This window comes from Gilliamella sp. Nev5-1, from assembly GCF_001690895.1.
Lineage (GTDB): Bacteria > Pseudomonadota > Gammaproteobacteria > Enterobacterales > Orbaceae > Gilliamella > Gilliamella apicola_C.
Window position 1 is genome coordinate 1 of sequence record NZ_LZHO01000031.1, and the last position, 22,746, is coordinate 22,746.

The window sequence follows — 22,746 nt, forward strand, 5'->3', positions numbered from 1 at the left end:
TAGAGCGGTTTGGCTTTAATCCGGTTGGTGTCGGCCTTGATGCGGGTTATTTTACGGCTCCCATTTGCCATTTACTGCTGGCAGAGCAGATATATCCGGTGTTGGGTTATCGTCGTCCCACCCATGGTGCGAATCCCATCAGAAAAAAGCAGTTTATCTATAACAGTCAAAACGATACTTATACTTGCCCAAACGGGCAAACATTAATATATAAAACTACCAGCAGGGAAGGTTATCGTCATTATCATTCTGATGCAACAACCTGCAAAATCTGTCCGTTATTGTCACAGTGTACACAGAGTAAAAATACACAGAAAGTCATCACACGGCATATCTGGGAAGCAGATAAAGAGAAAGCCAACGAGATTCGTTTAAGTCAGTGGGGTAAAAAAGTCTATGCTCGGCGAAAAGAAACGATAGAGCGCAGCTTTGCTGATGCTAAACAACATCACGGACATCGCTATGCACGATTTAGAGGAAGAGCGCAGGTTCAAATGCAGTGTTTATTGGCCGCAACGGCTCAAAATATCAAGAAAATAGCGATAAAGCTATTTTTGTTACGTTTTTTTAGGCTATTTTTTAATTTATTTAATAAAATCCAAATTAAAAAGCCTATTTATGGTTTAAATAAAAAAATAAACCCCGAATTATATCGAGGTTTGTCATCAATCTGAAACCCCAAACTATTGGGGTTTTTATTTAATCGTTTAATATAATAAAAGTCTATTTTTTCAATTCGTGATGAACTGTGCTCAATTATAAGTTTAAATGAGTATCAGACGCTTTTCTTAAAATTTCATAAATTTCGTCTTTAATTTTAAGTTTTTGCTTTTTTAATGCCTCTATAGTTTCGGTCGTATTGACAATAATGCCAGACTCAATATTTTTAATTTTTTGATCTAACTCATTGTGTTGATCGAATAATTTTTGAAAACGTAAATCAGTATTTTTTAATTTAGAAATGATTTCTCGGTATTCTGGAAACATAACGCCTCCTTATAATAGGTTGGATAGAATAATAACAATAGCAGCTATTGCTAATTCAGAATACAATATTATTGGTTGGATTAATAGAAAAATTGCACAAATGGCTACATTGTTTTGTTATTTATAATAAAACAGGTTGAATTATAAATTAAATCACAAATTTAATCATAAAGTTACTAAAGGGGTACCGCATGAGTGAGTCGATTGTAATTGCCAAAAGCCATGGCAAAGATTTATCTGTTATTGCTGCATTGGCTAATCGTCATGGTTTAATTACTGGTGCAACAGGCACGGGTAAAACAGTAACATTACAAAAAATGGCTGAAGGTTTTTCAAAAATAGGTGTGCCAGTTTTTCTTGCTGATGTTAAAGGTGATTTAACGGGGATTGGCGAAAAGGGCATACTATCTGAAAAACTACAGGCTCGTTTAGCCAGCATTGAGGTTGATAATTGGCAACCAGACGCATCACCGATTGAATTATGGGATGTGTTTGCTGAAAAGGGCATTCCCGTTCGTAGTACCGTGTCAGATATAGGGCCGATTCTACTTGGTCGATTACTCGACTTAAATAATGTTCAATCAGGTGTGTTACAACTGATATTTAAAATTGCTGATGATAAAGGACTATTATTAATTGATTTTAAAGATCTTCGAGCATTAATTCAATTTGTAGGCGATAATGCTAAACAATTTACTACGCAATATGGCAATATTTCGCTATCATCAATTGGAGCAATCCAACGTAGCTTATTAACACTAGAACAACAAGGCGCTGAGTTTTTTCTTGGCGAACCAATGCTGGATATTCAGGATTTAATACAAGTTAACGCTCAAGGTCGTGGCATTATTAATATTTTATCGGCTGAAAAATTATATAGCTCACCCAAATTATATTCTGTCTTTTTATTATGGTTATTGTCAGCGCTTTTTGAGCATTTACCAGAAGTGGGGGATCTTGATAAACCAAAACTTGTCTTCTTTTTTGATGAAGCACATTTACTTTTCAATAATATTTCACCAGCATTACTAGAAAAAATAGAACAAGTTGTGCGCTTAATTCGATCTAAAGGAGTCGGAATTTATTTTGCTTCTCAAAACCCGAGTGATATTCCTGACACAATCTTGGGGCAATTAGGCAATCGTGTACAACATGCTTTGCGTGCATTTACACCGAAAGACCAAAAAGCCGTTAAAATAGCTGCTCAAACCATGCGTGCCAACCCAAGTTTTGATACGGAAAAAGCAATAATGGAATTAGGTGTTGGTGAAGCGCTTATTTCATTTCTAGACGAAAAAGGCCGTCCAAGCATAGTTGAACGTGGCTATATTATTGCCCCAGGTTCAAAGATGGGGGCAATGGCGCCAGATAAGTTATCATTAATTGTTCATCAATCTCATCTTTATAATAAATATGTGCAAATGCTAGATCGTCAATCTGCTTATGAATTATTGAAAAATGGATTTTTGTTAGATAGCCTGCCTAGCCAAAATACGAATAGTAACGAGGCCAAAACAGAAGAGGTAAGCAATAAACAAAATCACGGTGGGTTGATTGATTTTTTTAGTACACTTCTTTTTGGCAAGCAAGGTCCAAAAGGTGGGCAACATGATGGTGTGGCTCAGAAAATAGTCAAAAGTACAACTAGGCAAGTCGTCAATCAAATCGGTAAACAGATCACCCGTGGTATATTAGGTGGTTTTAAAAAATAATTAACTTAAGTTTATTATTCCCAAAATTTAGCAAAAGGAGAGTTTGATGTTAAAAATGTTTATAGATTGGTATAAAAAACGTTTTAGCGATCCGCATGTTGTGTCGTTAATGGCTGTGATTGTTGGCTTATTTATTATCATCTATTTTTTTAATAAAATTCTTCTGCCTGTTTTGATTGCTATTGTACTGTCGTATTTACTTGATAGGCCAATTAACTTTTTGCATAAAAAAAACATACCAAGAACGCTGGCTGTTGTGATGGTATTGTTGTTTTTTTTAATGATTGTTTTAGTTGGCTTTATGATTCTATTACCATTAATTTGGCAGCAAAGTATTAGCTTAATCACTAATATTCCGAACATGCTAAATTTCGCTAACAATTTCATTACTACATTGCCAGAGCACTATCCTGAATTAATCGATGTTGGTTTATTTGATTCGATTATCCAAGGTGTTACTAACAAAGTTGTGCAAACAGGTAATTCGTTATTACAATTTTCTATTGTGTCTTTATTTGGGCTGGTTTCGATTACAATTAATGCGGTATTAGTGCCAATAATGATGTTTTTTTTATTAAAAGACAAAGCCAAAATTTGGGGGTATTGCTCAAAAATTCTACCTAAAAATCGTACAATTTTAAACAGAGTTGCAGCGGAAATGGATATGCAAATATCTAATTATATTGTTGGTAATGTTTTACATATCATTATATTGACCGTCTGTGTTTATATTCCTTTTTGGTACTTTAGTTTAGATTATGGACTATTATTAGCTGTACTTGTTGGATTATCTGTGTTAGTGCCTTATGTTGGTATTATTATTTCAAGTATTCCTGTTGTATTAATTGCGCTGTTCCAATGGGGATTGACTACTGAATTTAGCTATTTGCTATGCTTCTATATTTTGATTCAAGCATTAGATGGTAACTTATTAGTTCCTTGTTTATTTTCAGAAAAGCTTAACTTGCATCCACTCGTTATTATTTTGGCGGTGATTGTGTTTGGTGGCTTGTGGGGCTTTTGGGGAATATTTTTTTCAATACCTTTGGCAACATTGGTTAAAGCAATTATCAATGCTTGGCCAAAACTGGATGAATTGAATAATGCCAATAGTGAACTAAAAGCAGATTAGTCATTAATCTGCTTTTAATCAAAGTTATTTGCTGTGATTTTTAAGATAATCTAAAACCACTTCATGGTGGTTAGTTGTTTTAAAATTATCAAATACTTTCTCGATTATTCCATCTTTACCTATTAAAAAGCTAATGCGATGAATTCCATCATAGGTTTTACCCATAAACTCTTTTTCGCCCCAAGTACCAAATGCTTGGGCAACTTCATGATTTTCATCAGATAGCAATGTAAAATTTAATAATTCCTTTTCAACAAATCGAGATAACTTTTCTGGCTTATCGGTACTGATACCCAGTACCGTCACATTATATTTTTTTAACTCATCAGAACAATCGCGCAAATTACAAGCTTGCACAGTGCAACCTGGCGTCATCGCTTTAGGATAAAAATAAATTAAAACTCGTTGACCTTTAAAATCTTTTAAGCTTATTTGCTCTCCATCTTGGTCAGGTAACGAAAATTGAGGTGCTTTTACGCCTTCTTTAAGTGGATTAACCATATAATTATTACCTATTTTAATCGTTTAATGTTCTCTTGGTGTATAAAACAGTGTCATACTTTTAAATTAATTTACTAAAAAAACGACTTGCTGCATCAATGGTGTGATTGATCTCTTTGTCTGTGTGCTTAAGTGACATAAAACCCGCTTCGAAAGCTGATGGTGCAAAGTAAACACCTTCAGTTAGCATATGATGATAGAATTTTTTGAATAATTCAACATCGCATTGCATGACATCTTGATAACAGCTTACTTCAGAAGCAGTTGTAAAAAATAAACCAAACATTGCACCAGCATAATTTACGACTAACGGCACGTTATGCTTTTGGGCAACTGACAATAAACCGTTAGCAAGCTGTGCGGTTTTTTCTGCTAACTCTTGATAGATCCCAACTTCCATTAGTTTAGTTAATGTAGTGTATCCTGCTGCCATCGCAACAGGATTACCAGACAGGGTGCCAGCTTGGTATATTGGCCCGGTTGGTGCTAATTGCCTCATAATATCAGCACGACCACCAAATGCTCCAACAGGCATACCACCACCAATAATTTTTCCTAAACAAGTTAAATCAGGAACAACATCATAATAATCTTGAGCGCCACCCAGTGCGACTCTAAAACCTGTCATCACTTCATCAATAATTAATAAAGCGCCATATTCATCACAAAGTTCACGTAATCCATGTAAAAATTCTTTTTTGGCTGGGATACAGTTCATGTTGCCTGCAACAGGCTCGATGATAATAGCGGCGATATCATTGGGATATTGTTCAAATTGTTTTTTGACTGATTCTAAATTGTTATAATCACAAACTAATGTATGTTTAACAAAATCATTAGGCACACCTGGAGAGGTTGGATGACCGAAAGTCAGAGCACCAGAGCCCGCTTTAACTAACAAATAATCAGCATGACCATGGTAACAACCTTCAAACTTAATAATCTTATCTCGGCCAGTAAAACCACGTGCTACACGAATAGCACTCATGGTTGCTTCAGTGCCTGAATTCACCATCCGTACCATTTCAATTGAAGGCATTAATTGTGTCACTAAATTAGCAACTTTGGTTTCTATTTCGGTTGGTGCTCCATAACTTAAACCATTACGCACTGCTTTAATTACCGCATTGGCAACATCGGGATCGTTATGCCCAAGGATCATTGGTCCCCAAGAACCTACATAATCGATATAGGCCTTATCGTCCACATCATAAATGTATGCGCCGTTTGCTCGCTCAATAAATAAGGGGGTGCCACCCACACCATTAAAAGCACGAACAGGGGAATTCACGCCGCCAGGCATAACGGATAATGCTTGATGATAAAGCTTTTCTGATTTAAATGTGTTTAGCATAACCGGAATAATCTCTCTATAAAAATTTGCTGTATTTATTCATAAAATCAAAATAAATTCAAGTTAGCTATTAAAAATTTATTTAATAGAAGTTTTCTATTTTGTATTTTTATTTGGCAACAGTATATAATGCAAAGATCAATATATTAGGAGAAGAATATGAGCGATGCTTTACCGATTAACTTTACCGATGCGGCAGCTAATAAAGTTAAATCACTCGTCACAGAAGAAGAAAACCCAAATCTAAAATTACGCGTATATATAACTGGTGGTGGATGTAGTGGGTTTCAGTACGGTTTTACCTTTGATGAAAAAGTGAATGAAGATGACCTAGCTATCGAAAAAAATGGTGTATCGTTAGTTATCGATCCCATGAGTTTACAATATTTAGTTGGTGGCACCATTGATTATGTTGAAGGATTACAAGGTTCTCGTTTTGTGGTTGATAATCCTAATGCAACAACAACTTGTGGCTGCGGTTCTTCTTTTAGTGTTTAAATTGCATTTGTTTTTTTACACTATTAGCTTTTATCGCTAAACAAACAATCATACTTTTCTGATTTTTAGTCAAATAGAACAATAAAGCCACAAAACATGACAAACATTGAGCAGTTAGACAATAATTTTAATATTTTTGTTGACGCCAAATTTTAGATGGGTAAAATGCACAGCATTCAAAACGCAGTTACTCTTAAGTAACCAGTTTTGAGCCCGGGTGGTGAAATCGGTAGACACAAGGGATTTAAAATCCCTCGGCCTTTTTGGCCGTGCGAGTTCAAGTCTCGCCCCGGGCACCATTAAACAAACACTTCTTATGCGGGAATAGCTCAGTTGGTAGAGCACGACCTTGCCAAGGTCGGGGTCGCGAGTTCGAACCTCGTTTCCCGCTCCAATATTTAATTGACTACCATTTAGATAATTTATAGTTAGTAAAACAACAGCATTAAAATTAGAATTGATTTCTGATATTAAATAGGCTTTAAATAATAAGCCATCAAACTTATCTGTTTTATATCCATTTAATTTAACTCTACTTTTTATTAACTCCATATCATAATTATCGGGTAATTTGATTTTATATTGCATAGCGTACATGAGCATCACCTCTCGATTTAAATAATTAAAATAATTATAAATGGCAGATATTATTATTGAATAATCTTAGTCTATGATAGGGATATCAAAAATAATGATAATGGACTTTAAGGGATAAACTATTAAAATAACAAAAGAAACATTTTTTCAACTGAAATTGTCAATAAAACAACGGGTGCAATCGAATATGAATTAGATCGTCATTATTATAACGCTGTTGTTACATTTAATAGATTAAAGAATAAAAATTACGCTTTAGCCAAAAAGCATTATTTAGCAGTTGGTATGCTAAAAAGTAGTAAGGCTAAAAATATGGGTAATTTCCCAATATTAATTAATCGTGATATTTCATGCCCTCTTAGAAAATTATCCATTCAACTTTATCAAGAAACACGAATACTCATTGAAACTGATACGTTAAATAATATCTTATCAATCGTTAAACAAGGTGATGCGATTGTATTACTTCCCCTATCTTTGGCGATAAATGAGCTAACGACTGCTGATGAACATAGTCATGATATCATTTATTATGAATATAAAAATAATGCTTAATAATTTGCTATTGTTATTATCAGATCACTTAAATTCCATCACTGATTATATTAAACTGCAAATGAGTGATTATTTTAACTGGAATACACAAGAATTTAGATGCTAATAAATAACTTATCTAAACACTAAATCAGTATTGAACAGCTTAGATTGCAATTTAATCACTATATGGATTGGTTTAATTACAATAGACTTCATTTGCCTTTAGATTATCAGCCATTAATTAAAAATAAAGTGAACCTATGGCCTTATCTTTTTGGCACTAAAAAGAGTAGGGCATACCAAGATGATTCGTAACACTCTGTAAGTGACGTTTAGGACAACGAGGGTTGGTTATCAAGACAAGGATTAGGTTTAGTCAATCGTTATAATTTTCACATTGGTAGCTTTAAAAAAGCTCGCTTTAGCCAAACTAAAGCGAGTGTTATTATTTAATGGTGACTTGGCCGTTCATTAGCATGGGGAGTAGCCAGTCTCTTAATTCACTTAGGTTAATATTTTCAAAAAAATTATGTCGCCACTTCTCATATATTGGTATAACAATTTCATTATATTTATTCGAAATATTTATCATAGGTAGAATTATCTTAGCCTCTTTTAGGAATTTAAAGTGCCTTGCATATCCGTAACGCGTTAAATTTAAATTATTAACCATTTGATATAACAAGTAGTTAGGAATTCTTTCCTCTTTGGATATTAGAATTTGTGTACCATCTGCTCCTCTAGAGTAATCAAAATTAACTAGTTTCACAATTGTTGTATGATCACCGAATATAATATGGGCATCCTTTACCTCAAGTACTGATTCTTTAGTATCAGTAAAACCACAAATATATTCTTGTCCTTGATCCACAACTGGATACTTTCCACTACGAAGAATATTTTTGTTTAATACTTTAATTGTATGAGGAACTTTATCTAAAACCTCCTCAATTATTCCATCTCTCCAACCTTCAGGTATCTCGCGTTTCAGGGTGGTGTTATAAACCATTTTACCGCCTGAACTTTTATAGGACTTGCCTTCTTCATTAGGAAAATCAAACTGCACAAACCAGTAGTCATATAAGGTTTTTGCCATCGCTTCTAATTCAGCATTAATGCGATTGTTTAGTTCGATTTTTTTATCTAACAAAAATAATAACTCTCCAATTTCCTTTTGATTCTGATATTTCATATTAGGAATATTAAAGTTTAATATTTGCTCTTTATCACCTCTTGGCATTCTTGTTCCTTTAGCACCTTTCATTATGTATGAAAAAAAATCATCACGGAATAAAGAGTAATATAAAAAACTAGAATCAACGTTAGAGTTAGCCCTAAGCACTAACACGTCTGCAGAGCAACCACCTTCATGATTTGCAAACCAAATCTTTTTTAAATAAGGGCGTATATTGGCAATTAATATATCTTTCTGCTTAAAATGTGTCACTTTAATGTTGTTTTTTGGCTTAAAGCTAGCAATTGTCTTGCCTAATCTATTTTGTAAAATATTTTCTGTACTAACATACGTGTTTATATCGAGTATCTCAGAGCTGATTTTTTGGCTAACATAAAAAGCACAATCTTTAAGCCGCATTATTTTACTCATACCTCAATCCTCGCTAACTGCTTTTTAATTTCCTCTTCTAACATATGAGATTCTTTAAACAGTTCTTCTAGATTTTGAGTATAGCCTTGCATTTTGGCGGCGAATTCTTCGGGTGTGATATCCACGTACTCAATTTTCACATCAAAATATTGCCCAGCACTTAAGGAGCAGTTTTTATTGATAATTTCCTCATTGCTCACCACCACTGAAAAATCCTCGTGCACTTGTTTTTGATTAAAGGCATCGATAATTTGCTGTTCTTCTGCTGGAGTAAGTACGGTTTTTTGGTTTTTGCCGTCTTTCACTTTTTCACCAAGGTTGGATGCATCAATCAAAACCACCTGATCTTTATTGGTGGCATCAATAAACACAATAGAGACATTGGTGCCTGTGGTGGCAAAAATATTACTGGGCATGGAGACCACCCCTGCTAGCATTTTGTTATTCACCAAATACTCACGGATTTTTTTATCAATGCCTGATTGTGCGGTAATAAAGCCGGTGGGCACTACTACTGCCGCTTTCCCTGTGGGTTTTAAGGAAGTGATAATATGCTGTAAGAACAATTGGTAAATTTCCATTTTGTTCTTATCCTTGGCTTTGATTTTTGGAATGCCAGCAAAAAAGCGCTCTTTATTGGCTTTTGTATCTAACTCTTTTTGATAATCGCTAAAATCTAGCTTAAAAGGTGGATTAGATACAATATAGTCAAATTGTTTTAAGTGGCCACCTTCTTTATGGTAAGGGTGTAAGATGGTATTACCTTGTATCACATTCGGAATAGAATGCACGAGGCCATTCAAAATTAAGTTTAAGCGTAATAGGTTAGATGACTTTTGTGAAATATCTTGGGTAAAGATGCTGCATCTTGCTTCACCAATAGCATGGGCGACGTTCATTAATAAAGTGCCCGATCCCGCCGAAGGATCATAACAGCTGACATTATTTACTTTGCCTCGTTGCTCAACAGGCACGAGCACTGCCGCCATAATACGAGCGACGGCATGGGGGGTGTAATATTCAGCATATTTACCGCCACTATTGCTGTTATAGTCTTTGATAAGGTATTCAAAAATAGTGGCGTAAAAGTCAAAGCCTTTTGAGAAGATATGCTCAAAGCTAAAGTCTACCAGCTTATTGATTATAGCACGGCAAAAGTCATCTTTTTTGCTGTCATCGGCAATAAAGTTGCTGATGCGGTCAAACAAAACCACCTTAGCGCCGCCTTCCGTTTTAATGGAGAATACGTCGGTATTGCTACTGGCAATATCGATTAGCGTGTCATCAAAGGTATTAGCAAAATCTTCTTGATTTTGGTTGTTAAATAAATAGCCAATAAAATGTACTGGCTGTAGGTGCGCAACCCCTGCGGGTAAACTCAACAGGAGCATTTCGTACTGTTCATGCTCCATTGATGTCAATACTTCTTCCCACTTATCGCTTTTAGCTATGTTAGGTTGTATTTTTTTTACCGCCGAGGCAAATTGGTCGTTTAAAAATTTATAGAGAAAAGCTTGGGTGATGATTTTAAATTCGTTGCCATCGTTACCTAAGCCGTAGTTAGCACAAATAGCTTTTAGATCGTCAATTAACTTTCTAGTTTGTTCTTGAAAGGCGAGTTCAACTACCACTGAGGAGCTCCGTTAGTAAATTCTTTAAGGTATTCTTTAACCACCAGCTCATTAATATAACGAGAGGTAGTAGGATTTAATTTAATCTGTTGTTGCGTCATAAATTGCTTAATAACCGTTGGCATAGTAATTTGTTTAAAATACCCCTCATTGTTTAGAAGTTGTAAGTTTTGTAATACTTGCTCGTCGGTATCGTGTTTTACACCATTTAGTGCTTCGAAAATTTTACGTTCATTGGTGCTTATTTCGTTTTTTTCTGTTAAGCGTTTATGAATGCGAGCGTATTTTACATCACCTGAGTATTTTTGACGAAGCAAATTATTCTCTCTATTTAATACTTTGACACGCTCATAAATTTTATTGAGTATTTCTGTATTGGTTTTCATTTCTTCTTGGGTTGTTGCACTCAAGTTCTTTTTCTTAAATAGCCTTTCCAGCTCTTCTTTTAGTGTGATGAATTTTGGGTCGTCTTGATCAAAATTATTGTTTAGCGCCTCACGGGTGCGTCTGAGTGTTTGCTGATAATCGTCTGCCAGTTGCAGTTCTTCTTCTCCCACTTTAATAAACTCAAAGAGAATATCTTCTAAGGCAATATTTAAAAGATTGGTGGTCTCTGTGCCTTTTTCTAGGTTCTCTTTTAAGTTGAGCAGATTAAGCCGATTAGTCGCCTCACGGTAAAGCAGATTCAGTTTATTAAAATCGAGTTGATCTAAGAAGCTAGACTCTCCTTGTAGGCGAATAAGGTTGTATAGGCTCTTGGCATTAGCTAAGGCTTTTTTAAGAACTAAAATTGTTTCACGATCGTCTATTTCATTAATTTGCTGTGAAAAAATTTCAGCATTGGTGATATCGTATTTAAATAGCGTATCTTTAATCTGTTCAATTTCTTGCTGGATTTCTTCTTGCGATTTAAACAGTTGTGAATAACTTTCTATTTCATCACCCAGCTCGTCTTGTAGCTCTTTGAAATAGGCTTTATTGGTATCATCAAACTCTTTGCGAATATCGGCAAAATCAACTACATAGCCATAACGAAAATCTTTATAAGGCCGATTTACTCGCGTTAGGGCTTGCAGGAGGTTGTGGGTACGTATTACACGACCTAAATAGAGTTTTTTTAATCGTCTGGCATCAAAACCTGTTAATAGCATGTTAAATACAAAGAGTAGATCTATTTTGCCGGCTTTAAAATCTTCAACCCAGTCTTTACGCTGTTGTTTTGTGCCTACGTCGTGCAAAATTAACGCGGCTGTTTTAACTTCGTTATCTTGCTTACGTTTGACAGCGTAGTTTGTGATTGGTTCCGCCACTTTCAATTGAGTTAGTTCGTTATCATTGGCCGCTACTTGGTTAATTTGCTGGTTGTTTTTTGGGTAACGATCATTAAATAGCTTAAAGAGTTGCTTGGCTTGTTCCGCACTGTCGCAGATGACCATTGCACCGATGGTAGACTCAGCGAGAGCGCCTCTGCTTTTTTGAAAGTCAGCAATAATATAATCCAGCATAGGATCGACAAAGCTAGGGTGGGCATAAATAAATTTTTTATCCACATCCCCTTGTTGAATTTCTGCTTCCTCTAAGGCTTTTTGTAAGGCCATTTTGTAGTGAGTGGCGATTTCTTCACGAATCAATCTTAAGGTGTAACCATCGGCAATAGAGGCGTTATAATAGTATTTATGAATATAATCGCCAAATAATTGACGCGAGTTATAGTCTGTACCCAATAATGGCGTACCTGTTAAACCGATTTTAATCGCATTGCGATCAGATTGCTCTAGATTGGCTAAAAAGCTACCTTTGGGGTTATAACTGCGGTGTACTTCATCTAAAAAATACACCCGTTGGATACTGACATCGTAATCACTTGTTGAAACAACATCGGGATCATCTTTAAATTTTTGAATATTGACCACTGTTATTTCAGGTTTACCGGTATTATTATGAATCGCTTTAGTAGCTTTAATATCTTGACTAAATGCCTCGCGCGAATCGATGGTATAAACTGTTAAGCCTCGGCAAGTAAATTCGCGCTGTGCTTGAGTGAGCAGATCGATTCGATCCACAATAAAATAAAATTTAGGAATAATCTGCTTTTGCTGAAAATAATCGGTTAAAAACCGAACGTTATAGTAGGCTAGCGCGGTTTTACCACTGCCTTGAGTATGCCAGATAATGCCTTTTTTAATCCCCTCATTAAGCTTATGTTCAATCGCTTTTGTTGCAAAAATTTGCGGATAACGCATTATGTGCTTTTCAAGCCCTTGTGTTTCTGCCACATAAGTAAGCGCATAGCGTAAAATAAAAGCTAATCTGTCTTTACTTAATAATGAGGTACAAATACGGTTCGTTGGTCTAAGCTCATTTTTATTGAGCTTAAACTCCTCACTGCTTCGCAGAGTTTCCTTGTTATTATCTTTGAGAATTTCTAGCACTTTTTGTTCATCAAGTGGCTTAGAAAGCTCAGGTAAAATTAGTGTTTGTTCTTCTCTAAAGTAGTTGAAAATAGGCTCACCATAAGAAGCACTGGCATAAAATGCGCCTTGTAGTGGTTGAACGGCGCCATCTTCATACTCCATGTTATTAGAAAAGATCATAAACTGGGTTATATTCACAAATCGCTTAAATTTTTTATTTTGGAAGCGCTTGTTGATTCGATCACGTTCGGCTAATATTCCTTCAGGATTATTGGGTTTTTTCACCTCAATAAAGACTAACGGCATACCATTAATTAATAATGTTATATCAGGTCTAAACTCTTCATCACCATTTTTATAGGTTAGCTCTGTTACTACGTGAAAGCTATTGTTATTAAAATGCTCAAAATCAATGAGTTTTGTACCTGAGCGAGCAGTTAATTTCTCATAAAAGGCTTTACCTAAATCCTCATTGTCTAAGCTTAGCTTTACTTCCTCCAACAATCGTCCAACATCATCTTGCTCTAAATGAGGGTTGATTTTTGTAACCGCTTGACGGAATAACTCAGGGAAAATATTTGTGTTAATATCCCATTGTTGTGTTTTGAGCGATAAATAATGATACCCCAAACGAACCAAATGCATAATGGTTGGTATTTTTACGCGTGTATCTTCATTGAATGCCATGGCTAATCCCAATTTTTTGTAGTAGTCAAGACCAGATTTTACAATAACCCCTACTGATAATGGTTTCAGTAGGGTATTAGCTAGTCTGAATTGTTATCAAGTAATGTTTAAACAAGTGCTATTACTTGACGTGTTTCTCCTTAATAAGTTCGATTATTATTGTAATAATCTAACCATTCGTCCAGATCTTTTTGTAATTCCTCTAAGCTAATATCTAGCTTTTTCTTAAAAACGGCCTAATGAAACATTTGTATAATGATTTTATGTAATTATCCCCTAAAATAGTACAGCTAAAAAGTAGAAAATTCTCTATGATAAAAGTAAAAGAGGATTCAATTATGAAAAAAAACTGAACATCAAACCGTAGCTATTTTAAAAGAAGCAGAGGCAGGTATTCCTGTTAAAGAGTTGTGCCGTAAATAGGGTATGGGTAATTCAACACTGAGCTTAAAATCACAGCTTCAGGAAGAAATCATAAAAAAGCTTTAGTGCCCACCAAGGCACGTAAAATGTGGGCACAGCAACTACAACAAAATCATTCGGTTACTATTGCAATGAGTTGTGCCATTGTTGGTTTAAGCCGTTGTGCTTACTATTATCAACCTAAGTTACAGGATGATTCGGTGATTGTTTCGGTGTTGAATGCTATCACAGACCGGCATTTACGCTGGGGCTTTCCTAAATGTTTTAATCGTATCAGAAAGCTCGGCTATCAATGGGATCATAAACGGGTATATCGGGTGTATTGTGAATTAAAGCTTAATCTCAGGGTAAAGCGTAAAAAACGCATTCCTCCACGATGCCCAGAAAGGTTATTAGTCCCCAATAAACAAGGTGAATGTTGGTCAATGGATTTTATGAGTGACAGTAGTCGTAATCAACGTCGCTTTAGGACATTCAATGTCATCGATGACTTTAATCGTGAGGCGTTAGGGATTGATATTGCAGTAAGCTTACCCGCAGGAAGGATTACCCGTTACTTAGATAAACTGGCCGAATATCATGGGTATCCATTAAAAATGCGGGTCGATAATGGGCCAGAATTTACAGGGAAAGCCTTTATAAACTGGGCTAAATCACATGATATAACCATTGATTATATCCAGCCCAGTAGCCCATATCAAAATGGCTATATTGAACGATTTAATCGTACCTATCGCACTGAGGTACTTGATTTATATCTATTTAATAATCTAGAACAAGCAAGAAAGGTAACCGAAGAATGGCTAACGATTTATAACACCGAAAGACCGCATGAGGCACTAAATAACATGACACCGCTCGAATATAAAACGTTAAAACAGGCTGCTTAATTTTCTACGTTAATAGTGTACTAAGTTTGGGGTATTTACACTTTTATAAGCTTACTAACAAAGCATCCGGAATTGTTCTAGATTTCAATGTGATAAGCTTACTTAACTTCAATAAAAATAATTTTATATTTAGGATAAATAAAAAAATAAATGCAAAGTTCGTTCAGGGCCTGATTTTAAAAGGATTCTATTTAATCAAATCTACATCTATCATCACATTGTTACTAGAATCCAATTCTAGTTGATTATGCTATTTTTAGATATCTTTACTACCCATAGAAATCAACAGTGGAACGACAATTAAGCAAAGAAATAATAAAAATAAAATTTGATAGTTAGATATATTCAAGACTAGGCTACCGAGATAAGTACCGATCCCACCACCGCCAAAAATGGCAACACCAATAATACCTGATGACAGACCTTTATCGTTTAATGCAAGATCAAGCGCTCGACTTGCAAGAATTGATTGAACTAAAATATATCCCATTCCAAGCAGCATTGTTGCTATATAAGTCAGAATAATATTATGGCATATGAGCAAGAGTAACGACATTATTGAACAAGAGAACCCATACATTAATATTTTCCGATTTGAAAAATCTTTTAATAATAATCTGTTAAGGAACCCGGTCAAAAAGCAGACAATACCAAATAACATAAGACCAACACCAACATATTTATAATCAACCCCAAGAGCAGTTGAAAAATAAGCACCTATATAAGAATAAGTTCCAAGGACAATAAAACCATTGCAAAATGCAATAAAGTAAATTTTACGCAATGTGCTCTTTTTTAATAACGAAAAAATAGCTTTAATAAATGCCGATTTTTGTGTATTGATAAAACCACTGGAAGGCAAAAAAAATATAGAAAGAAATGATAGAAGAGATAATATTGAAAACAATATAAATATATTTCTCCAATTACTAATTTCAATTAACCATCCACCAACTGCTGAACTTAATCCCTGACCTAAAAATATTAAACCAAGAAAAAGTCCGACCAATTTAGTTAAAATTTCTTTTTTGTATAGCTCACCTAAAATCCCTAATGAAACAGCGATAATCCCTGCTGCAAATAATCCAGTGATAAACCTACATACTGTAAGTAAAATAATAGTGGGAGCTATCGAGCACAATAAGGTAGATAATGATAAAAAAAACATCAGTAATAACAATATCTTCTTACGCCCATAACGATCGCTATAGTACCCATAGACCGGTTGAAGTACGCCATATGGGATTAAATATGCGGTCAAAACGATGCTTGCTTGTGAAATTGAAATTGCAAAATCTTCTGACATACTAGGTAAAAGAAGTGAAGCAACCCAATTATCGGCTGCTGAAATAAATCCTGCAAATCCAACTAAAATAAGAACAAAATAATTCTTCATAAAATTCATGATAATACCCCGGCTATTGAGTAACTTTCCTTATAAAATAGATAGTAAACTATTTCAAGTGAAAAGTATTGATAATTATCTGAGAATCTTTCTACAATATCCTTGTGTGTTGTTTACCGGCAATCCAATAAGAGTATTATAATTACAAAATATGATAATTAGTATAACAGCAACCTTGTGCCAGCCTCTTACTGGCACAAATTCTTTGGAATGTTATAGGTTTTCAATTAAATAATAGATTTAGTGGATCATGGCTGTAATGACTCGCGTAATTTTTATTATGAATTGTTCGATTAATTGACTTTTCTAAATATGCTAACATTTCGTCAAATACAGAGTTTCCTAGGCTAAATCGATTGACTCCTGCTAACTGAAGATCATCTATGTTACTGATGTTAGGTAAATTTAAAATGTTTAAGGGGAGCGCTATTTCATCGGAAATCTCACGAATTTCATTTAAATTGCTTAACCCTGGAACAAATAAACAGTCGGCACCAGCACTTTTATATATAGAAGCCCTAGCCATTGTTTCAGTCAATTTATCATGACAAAATGGGCTCAAATAAGTATCAGTCCTTGCATTAAGAACAAAATGAGGAAACCCTTTGGCGAGCAATGTTGATTTGATGAGCGATATAATTCTTGAAAAATTTGTCGGGGATTGTAAGCTTCCACTAATTTGCGAATCTTCAATATTAATTCCAGAACATCCGATATCTGCTAATTTAATCACGTTATCGACAATATCAGTTACTCGAGATGAATACCCTTTTTCCATATCAACAGATAAGGGGATTTTTACTACCTTTAGAATATTTTGAGCATTATGCAAAACTGTGTAGAATGTGATGTTTTCACCATCTTTCACGTTGTTGGTGGCCGATAGTGCGCTACTTGATGTACCTAAAGCTTTATAACCAGCCTTCTCATAAATTCTTGCTGAAAGCACGTCCCAGCAATTAGCCAAAACAAAAAAAGATTTTTTAGAGTGTAACGCTTTGAAAGTAGAATAATTCATAATTTATTTTAGCCTTTACTATTTTCAGTCAATAAACATCCCCGTAGTGTGGACTATTAACCGTAGTTATATTTGTGAAATAAAACCCATTTTTAAAAAAAATGGAACCATATAATCATTGCAATCCAGAATGATTGTTTTTTTACCTCTTAAATTTGCAAGTTTTTCCGCTTGCGCTAACAAGTTACAACCCAAACCTAAGCACCGAAAATCTTTTGAAACCATCAATTTTGTTAAAAATATAGAATTATTTTTAGTAACAGATTGAAGCATTAAACTATATTCTGAATTAAGCATTTTCTCAGACTCTATCAACCTGATGGTGGCAACGACCTTGTCCTTAAAATGAGCAGCATAAATTATGGAATAGGGTTCTAAATCATCATAAATTATTCTTTTGGAATGGTTTAAATCCGATATTTTTCGATTCATTTCCACATAATAAATTTGATACCAAAATTGATATATTGGTAATCGATTAAAAGGTTTTTTTATATACTCCAAAAACGAAATATTTTTATTATTTGATTCATCATTAATATTACACATAAATAACAGTAATCCTTTCTGAAAACTAAGACATACTCAAAATAAATTAACATTATTTTTTAGCAATGATTCATGGTTAAGAAGCCATTTTTTTGTTATCAGGCCGCCAGCATAACCTTTCAAACCACCATCAGAGCTTATTACACGGTGGCATGGCACAATAATAGAAATTTTGTTCAATGAACAAGCATGACCAACCGCTCTTGATTTATTTTTTGAACCAAGGTAAATAGCTATTTCTTTATAAGTACTAGTGTAACCAAAAGGAATTTTGAGTAATTCATCATAGACAGTGGACGAAAAGCGTGTTCCCTGAGATATGAAAGGAAGACAAAAAGTGGTCAATTTTTTAGAAAAATAGAGTATTAATTGCTGTTTACATAATTCAGTGATTTTGTTTTTATTAATTTCTGATGCTGTGTTAGAAAACATTACTTCAATGATATGTTCATTTGTAGCAACTATATTTGCAAAATGCCAAGGAAATGATTTTGGGCATGTAAGTTGATCAAAATACATCACAAATTGTTCCATAAATGAATACTCAAATAGCTTCTCCACGGTGCAGCACTATCACTATTTCGAAGCTCATATTTATCGAGCGCTTTTTTTATACCTAAATCCGTTTCCATCCAAATATCTGAAGCATTCATTCCTCTTAACTTTATATAATTGATAGTCCACGGACCAATACCTTTTACTTGGCTCAAACTATCGATATGTGAATTTATATCGTAATCGCAGCACCACTGAGAAAATGCAAATAATGTATTTTTTTTGGATTGAGTTGTTTTCATTCTGTCTAACCCAGACGCTGTAATTTCTTTTGGGCAGGGAAAGTAATGATTTGCTTGTTCATCTTTTTTGTGAAAAATAGAAGCAAATTGATTTAGTAAATTGGTCGCCGCGGAAACAGAGACTTGTTGACCACATATAGCTCGAATTCCTGCTTCATATGGCGAAAGAACACCAGGAATATGCAACCCTTTATTTTTTATTATAGATGGATATAAATTTTTAAGCCGATCTTCAATAAAATTAATATTTGAATTCAAATCAAACATGGCTGAAATTTTTCTTAAGACTTCTGCCATTTTGGGTAGAAATGACCTAGATAAAGTTATAATAAAAACACGATCTTCGCACTTGATTTCAAAGTAGCCTTTGATATTTTCAATTTCTATTGTGCGTCGATAGACTCTACCTTCGATACTTTCGATGTTGCTAATAAGCCTTTTTGATTGAAATGTGAGGAAAAAATCCCAATTGTAAAAATTTATATAAGGTATTTTTAAATCAATTGTTAGTTTCGCCCCATCCTTAGTTTTACTAAGTAATTTTCGAACTGGAACTTTCAAAAATCGATTAATCAGGTTATAAAGACCACTAACGCAACTATATCCACACGCTTCTGATATTTCAACAATACTTAAATTTGATGAGTATAACAGTTTTTTCGCAAATAATGCTTTTGTCATATCTTGAAACTGTTTTAAAGGTATTCCTAAGTTTTTTGTAAACGCTTTATTTAGATTTCTACTGGAAGTAAATAAGGCTGATGCAATATCTTCTACACTAGATGTCAGCATTTCTCCTGATTGGATCAACTTTATAGCTTGTTGCGTAAATATAGAGTAACGAGAAAGCTCGTTAAAATTTGGCGAGAATTCGGGTTTACAACGAAAACACGGGCGATAACCTGCGCTAAGGGCTTCTTCTTTGGATAAGTAGTAGGTAACATTTTTTTCCAGTGGTAGTTTTGCAGGACAAATTGTTCGACAAAATATTTTTGTTGTTTTAACAGCAATAAATACTTTGCCATCAAACCGAGGATCTCTGCTTATACGAGCTTGCCTAAATACCTCTGTTGTATATTTTTCCATTAGGAATACCCAAATTTAATCAAGTAAGCCATCATATCACCATTGTGTTTGAATATTTTTCCAAAAATCGGAATTCAATGTTAATTACAATAAATTTAGTGACTTTTCTGGCAAAATTTAATTAAAGAAAGGGGGTATTAAATATAAACTTTCATATGTCTCAATGTAGGCGACTTTATCATTTATAACATGTTGATTTAGTATAAATAAATTGAAATAAAAACTTCAATAAAATCAATGGGTTTTCTGAACGACTTTTTGAGGTGAAAATATTTGCTTTTATAATACTGGTTTATTTCAATATTATATTAACAGTTATGCTCATGTTTTATTTAAGAAATTAAATCTATAATTTAGATAGGCTCAAAAATACTGCTCGTAAATAAATTTTTATAGATTAGAATGATATAGCTAGTAAAACACAGTCATTTAAAAAATGAAGTGATGCAAACAAGAATATAACTTAATGGTGATAATAATGTTACAACAAATGGGTAAAGCTGCAAAACTGGCATCATACCAATTAGCCCAATGTCCAATAACAATCAAAAATAAAGTATTGACGATGATTGCTGATTTATTAGAACAGCACTGCACAGCTATTTTAGTTGCAAATGAGCGTGATATTGAAATAGCAAAAACACAGGGGCTGAGCGCGGCTATTATTGATCGGTTATTATTAACCCCTGAGCGGTTAATGGCTATTGCTAATGATGTTCGTAAAGTGGTTTCATTAACCGATCCCATTGGTCAAATTATTGATGGTTCAACCCTAGATAGTGGTTTAAAGCTACAACGTCGCCGAGTGCCTTTAGGGGTGATTGGCGTTATTTATGAGGCTCGGCCAAACGTCACCATTGATATTGCTACGCTTTGCTTAAAAACGGGTAATGCAGCAATATTGCGAGGTGGAAAAGAGACCATGCACACAAATGCTGTGACTATTTCTATCATTCAGCAGGCATTAGACCAAGCAGGATTACCTAAAGCAGCAATACAATGTATTGATAATCCTGATCGCAAATACATTACTGAATTACTTAAACTTGACCAATATGTTGATATGATCATTCCACGTGGAGGCGCTGGCTTACATAAATTATGCCGTGAGCATTCAACAATTCCTGTCATTACTGGTGGTATTGGTGTCTGTCATATTTTTGTTGATGAAAGCGCTGACTATGATAAAGCTCTTTCTATTATCGTAAATGCTAAAACTCAACGACCAAGTACGTGTAATACGCTTGAAACGCTTCTTATTCATCGAAACATTGCAGATAAATTCTTACCTAAATTTAGTCAAATTATGGCTGATAATGATGTTGTGTTGCATGCTGATCCCAATTCTTATGAAATATTAAAATGTTGCGTTGCAAATGTTTTTGCTGTTGAAGATCAGCACTTACGCCAAGAATGGCTATCAAAAGATTTAAATGTAGTCATGGTTGACTCACTTGAACTCGCCGTAGAACATATTCGTGAATATGGTAGCGGTCATTCCGAGGCCATTTTAACCCGTAATTTATCTAATGCACAGCAATTCACTAATTTGGTTGATGCGGCAGCAGTTTATGTCAATGCTTCAACACGTTTTACCGATGGTGGACAGTTTGGCTTAGGCGCTGAAGTGGCTGTCAGCACACAGAAATTACATGCACGAGGACCAATGGGGCTTGAAGCTTTAACTACTTATAAATGGGTTGGTTATGGCGATGATTTAATCCGCCGATAATCAAAGAACCGTTTTTAATGATTTCAACTTAATTTGATATCTAAGTTTTTATAATTAAGTGTTTATAATCTAAGAGTAAAGTTACAAATGAATAAAACGATAAAAATTATTAAACTTCAATTGGGCTTTTTAGAACTCGACCTAACTTAATTTTAGTCGATATCTTTGTTAACTCACTATTGCCGTTTACTTGCAAATTAAATGGGTAATAAATTAAATGTAAATATTTTTTTACATAATGATAATATACCATAATGTGTCAAATGGCTAATAACGTTGGGTAATCGTTTAAGATTATTTTATATAGGTATAATTCAAGCATAATAGCAATAGAAGCATTGCTGGTTTATTCATTATTTGATATATCCAATTACAAAATATTTTGTAATTCATGCCTAAATTAATAATCTTGCTAAAACAGTGAATTGTATTTTAGGTTTATTTAAAACGACTTTTGATTATAAAAGCGTGTTAAAAAACGATTAATAACGCAATTTATAGCATTAGCTGAATAAAATACTTCAATATTTTGTTTAAGCTAATGCTATTTTTAATAAAAAATCATCATATTTAGATGTTAATGTCCCGCAACTTTCGAGAATAAATTAATAATCACTACACCAAACATGATAAATCCCATGCCTATTAGTGCTGCTAAATCTAAGGTTTGTTTTAGAAAGATCCACGCAATTAAACTGATTAATACAATGCCGATTCCAGACCAAATCGCATAGGCAATACCAACAGGAATGGTTTTTAATGCTAATGAAAGAAGATAAAACGATGCACTATAGCCAATAATAGTAATAATTGAGAATATCAAATTAGTGAAACCATTTGATAGTTTCAATGAAGATGTAGCTATTACTTCACAAATAATTGCAAAAAATAGTAATAAATATGAATTCATATAAGTGCCTATGATTGTTAAGTTAAGAAGATAATGATCTAAAGTTAATAGACATAATTAATATTTTTCGGTGTTTTGTTTTTACATCATTAATTATGAATAAAAGGTAAAATAGATAGCTATTAATACTTGAAATGGAAGATACTTATGGTGGTGTGAGGGGGTGCTTAACAATAGCCAACTGAGTATGATCAGTTATTTTAGCCCTCGTATCCACTATATACAAAAAACAGTAACTATCTCTATACAATTATTATACCTAAAAATAAGGCGCTTAGTA

General features: G+C 34.1%; 18 protein-coding genes, 2 tRNA genes and 3 pseudogenes. 9 read left to right on the forward strand and 14 right to left on the reverse strand.

Annotated features, from left to right (window positions below):
* The coding region (locus A9G41_RS04885; protein ID WP_257005240.1) for a transposase at nt 1-674 on the forward strand (674 nt) is incomplete at its 5' end.
* 82 nt (nt 675-756) lie between these two features.
* Here A9G41_RS04885 and A9G41_RS04890 read toward each other — a convergent pair.
* Nucleotides 757-987, reverse strand: coding sequence for a YdcH family protein (locus A9G41_RS04890; protein WP_065582975.1), 231 nt, complete (start codon nt 985-987; stop codon nt 757-759).
* Between the two features lie 191 nt (nt 988-1,178).
* On the opposite strand from A9G41_RS04890, the gene A9G41_RS04895 reads away from it, so the two are divergent.
* Together A9G41_RS04895 and A9G41_RS04900 are read left to right on the forward strand one after the other, a co-directional pair.
* Nucleotides 1,179-2,699: a helicase HerA-like domain-containing protein gene (locus tag A9G41_RS04895; protein WP_075539392.1), complete on the forward strand. Its 1,521-nt coding sequence runs from the start codon at nt 1,179-1,181 to the stop codon at nt 2,697-2,699.
* 46 nt (nt 2,700-2,745) lie between these two features.
* Complete coding sequence (locus A9G41_RS04900; RefSeq protein ID WP_075539393.1) at nt 2,746-3,831, forward strand: AI-2E family transporter; 1,086 nt, start codon at nt 2,746-2,748, stop codon at nt 3,829-3,831.
* A gap of 24 nt (nt 3,832-3,855) precedes the next feature.
* On the opposite strand, the gene bcp is transcribed toward A9G41_RS04900, so the two are convergent.
* Both bcp and hemL read right to left on the reverse strand, forming a co-directional pair.
* A complete protein-coding gene (gene bcp, locus A9G41_RS04905; RefSeq protein ID WP_065582972.1) occupies nt 3,856-4,332 on the reverse strand; it encodes a thioredoxin-dependent thiol peroxidase in 477 nt (158 codons plus the stop codon).
* Nucleotides 4,333-4,393: 61 nt separating this feature from the next.
* The gene (gene hemL / locus A9G41_RS04910; protein WP_075539394.1) at nt 4,394-5,686 is read right to left on the reverse strand and encodes a glutamate-1-semialdehyde 2,1-aminomutase; all 1,293 of its coding nucleotides are present in this window, start codon (nt 5,684-5,686) and stop codon (nt 4,394-4,396) included.
* A 159-nt stretch (nt 5,687-5,845) separates the two neighbouring features.
* On the opposite strand from hemL, the gene erpA reads away from it, so the two are divergent.
* The 3 genes from erpA (at nt 5,846) to A9G41_RS04925 (ending at nt 6,578) form a co-directional block, all read left to right on the forward strand.
* The gene (gene erpA, locus A9G41_RS04915; protein WP_034914816.1) at nt 5,846-6,184 is read left to right on the forward strand and encodes an iron-sulfur cluster insertion protein ErpA; all 339 of its coding nucleotides are present in this window, start codon (nt 5,846-5,848) and stop codon (nt 6,182-6,184) included.
* A 211-nt stretch (nt 6,185-6,395) separates the two neighbouring features.
* Nucleotides 6,396-6,483: transfer RNA gene (locus A9G41_RS04920), tRNA-Leu, on the forward strand.
* A gap of 19 nt (nt 6,484-6,502) precedes the next feature.
* Nucleotides 6,503-6,578, forward strand: a tRNA-Gly gene (locus A9G41_RS04925).
* A 68-nt stretch (nt 6,579-6,646) separates the two neighbouring features.
* On the opposite strand, the pseudogene A9G41_RS14985 reads toward A9G41_RS04925, so the two are convergent.
* Nucleotides 6,647-6,787 (reverse strand): annotated as a pseudogene (locus A9G41_RS14985) (DUF4865 family protein); the annotation flags it as partial.
* A 279-nt stretch (nt 6,788-7,066) separates the two neighbouring features.
* Between A9G41_RS14985 and A9G41_RS04930 the strand changes: the two are divergent.
* Nucleotides 7,067-7,336 (forward strand): hypothetical protein, encoded by a 270-nt coding sequence (locus A9G41_RS04930; protein ID WP_065652442.1) that lies wholly within the window; start codon nt 7,067-7,069, stop codon nt 7,334-7,336.
* A gap of 427 nt (nt 7,337-7,763) precedes the next feature.
* Here the strand turns inward: A9G41_RS04930 and A9G41_RS04935 are convergent, their stop codons facing one another.
* The 4 genes and pseudogenes from A9G41_RS04935 to A9G41_RS14680 all read right to left on the reverse strand — a co-directional run.
* The gene (locus A9G41_RS04935) at nt 7,764-8,924 is read right to left on the reverse strand and encodes a restriction endonuclease subunit S (protein ID WP_075539395.1); all 1,161 of its coding nucleotides are present in this window, start codon (nt 8,922-8,924) and stop codon (nt 7,764-7,766) included.
* On the reverse strand, nt 8,921-10,555 hold the full coding sequence (locus A9G41_RS04940; RefSeq protein WP_075539396.1) for an HsdM family class I SAM-dependent methyltransferase: 1,635 nt from the start codon (nt 10,553-10,555) through the stop codon (nt 8,921-8,923). The genes A9G41_RS04935 and A9G41_RS04940 overlap by 4 nt, the downstream gene beginning before the upstream one ends.
* Nucleotides 10,549-13,656 carry a type I restriction endonuclease subunit R gene (locus A9G41_RS04945; RefSeq protein WP_065582967.1) on the reverse strand — a complete coding sequence of 1,036 codons (3,108 nt, stop codon included), beginning with the start codon at nt 13,654-13,656 and terminating at the stop codon, nt 10,549-10,551. Before A9G41_RS04945 ends, A9G41_RS04940 begins: the two co-directional genes overlap by 7 nt.
* A gap of 143 nt (nt 13,657-13,799) precedes the next feature.
* Nucleotides 13,800-13,922, reverse strand: a pseudogene (locus tag A9G41_RS14680) (IS481 family transposase); the annotation flags it as partial.
* 103 nt (nt 13,923-14,025) lie between these two features.
* Between A9G41_RS14680 and A9G41_RS04950 the strand changes: the two are divergent.
* Nucleotides 14,026-14,969, forward strand: a pseudogene (locus A9G41_RS04950) (IS3 family transposase).
* A gap of 256 nt (nt 14,970-15,225) precedes the next feature.
* On the opposite strand, the gene A9G41_RS04955 reads toward A9G41_RS04950, so the two are convergent.
* The 5 genes from A9G41_RS04955 to A9G41_RS04975 all read right to left on the reverse strand — a co-directional run bounded on the left by A9G41_RS04955 (nt 15,226) and on the right by A9G41_RS04975 (nt 19,824).
* A complete protein-coding gene (locus A9G41_RS04955) occupies nt 15,226-16,374 on the reverse strand; it encodes an MFS transporter (protein ID WP_081302234.1) in 1,149 nt (382 codons plus the stop codon).
* A 223-nt stretch (nt 16,375-16,597) separates the two neighbouring features.
* Nucleotides 16,598-17,392 (reverse strand): isocitrate lyase/PEP mutase family protein, encoded by a 795-nt coding sequence (locus tag A9G41_RS04960; protein WP_065582966.1) that lies wholly within the window; start codon nt 17,390-17,392, stop codon nt 16,598-16,600.
* A 66-nt stretch (nt 17,393-17,458) separates the two neighbouring features.
* Entirely contained in the window at nt 17,459-17,941 is a 483-nt protein-coding gene (locus A9G41_RS04965) for a GNAT family N-acetyltransferase (protein WP_065582965.1), read from the reverse strand.
* A 36-nt stretch (nt 17,942-17,977) separates the two neighbouring features.
* Nucleotides 17,978-18,475 (reverse strand): methylated-DNA--[protein]-cysteine S-methyltransferase, encoded by a 498-nt coding sequence (locus tag A9G41_RS04970; RefSeq protein WP_081301551.1) that lies wholly within the window; start codon nt 18,473-18,475, stop codon nt 17,978-17,980.
* A complete protein-coding gene (locus A9G41_RS04975; RefSeq protein ID WP_065582964.1) occupies nt 18,460-19,824 on the reverse strand; it encodes a DNA-3-methyladenine glycosylase 2 in 1,365 nt (454 codons plus the stop codon). The genes A9G41_RS04970 and A9G41_RS04975 overlap by 16 nt, the downstream gene beginning before the upstream one ends.
* Before the next feature lie 478 nt (nt 19,825-20,302).
* Here A9G41_RS04975 and proA point away from each other — a divergent pair, with 478 nt between their 5' ends.
* Entirely contained in the window at nt 20,303-21,556 is a 1,254-nt protein-coding gene (gene proA / locus A9G41_RS04980) for a glutamate-5-semialdehyde dehydrogenase (RefSeq protein ID WP_065582963.1), read from the forward strand.
* 577 nt (nt 21,557-22,133) lie between these two features.
* Here proA and A9G41_RS04985 read toward each other — a convergent pair.
* Entirely contained in the window at nt 22,134-22,466 is a 333-nt protein-coding gene (locus A9G41_RS04985; RefSeq protein ID WP_065582962.1) for a DMT family transporter, read from the reverse strand.
* Nucleotides 22,467-22,746 lie beyond the last annotated feature (280 nt).

Bases quoted from the DNA above. Each gene is read 5' to 3' on its own strand.
- A9G41_RS04890 (WP_065582975.1), bottom strand. From the start codon at position 987: ATGTTTCCAGAATACCGAGAAATCATTTCTAAATTAAAAAATACTGAT.
- A9G41_RS04895 (WP_075539392.1), top strand. From the start codon at position 1,179: ATGAGTGAGTCGATTGTAATTGCCAAAAGCCATGGCAAAGATTTATCT.
- A9G41_RS04900 (WP_075539393.1), top strand. From the start codon at position 2,746: ATGTTAAAAATGTTTATAGATTGGTATAAAAAACGTTTTAGCGATCCG.
- bcp (WP_065582972.1), bottom strand. From the start codon at position 4,332: ATGGTTAATCCACTTAAAGAAGGCGTAAAAGCACCTCAATTTTCGTTA.
- hemL (WP_075539394.1), bottom strand. From the start codon at position 5,686: ATGCTAAACACATTTAAATCAGAAAAGCTTTATCATCAAGCATTATCC.
- erpA (WP_034914816.1), top strand. From the start codon at position 5,846: ATGAGCGATGCTTTACCGATTAACTTTACCGATGCGGCAGCTAATAAA.
- A9G41_RS04930 (WP_065652442.1), top strand. From the start codon at position 7,067: ATGCTAAAAAGTAGTAAGGCTAAAAATATGGGTAATTTCCCAATATTA.
- A9G41_RS04935 (WP_075539395.1), bottom strand. From the start codon at position 8,924: ATGAGTAAAATAATGCGGCTTAAAGATTGTGCTTTTTATGTTAGCCAA.
- A9G41_RS04945 (WP_065582967.1), bottom strand. From the start codon at position 13,656: ATGGCATTCAATGAAGATACACGCGTAAAAATACCAACCATTATGCAT.
- A9G41_RS04955 (WP_081302234.1), bottom strand. From the start codon at position 16,374: ATGAATTTTATGAAGAATTATTTTGTTCTTATTTTAGTTGGATTTGCA.
- A9G41_RS04960 (WP_065582966.1), bottom strand. From the start codon at position 17,392: ATGAATTATTCTACTTTCAAAGCGTTACACTCTAAAAAATCTTTTTTT.
- A9G41_RS04965 (WP_065582965.1), bottom strand. From the start codon at position 17,941: ATGTGTAATATTAATGATGAATCAAATAATAAAAATATTTCGTTTTTG.
- A9G41_RS04970 (WP_081301551.1), bottom strand. From the start codon at position 18,475: ATGGAACAATTTGTGATGTATTTTGATCAACTTACATGCCCAAAATCA.
- A9G41_RS04975 (WP_065582964.1), bottom strand. From the start codon at position 19,824: ATGGAAAAATATACAACAGAGGTATTTAGGCAAGCTCGTATAAGCAGA.
- proA (WP_065582963.1), top strand. From the start codon at position 20,303: ATGTTACAACAAATGGGTAAAGCTGCAAAACTGGCATCATACCAATTA.
- A9G41_RS04985 (WP_065582962.1), bottom strand. From the start codon at position 22,466: ATGAATTCATATTTATTACTATTTTTTGCAATTATTTGTGAAGTAATA.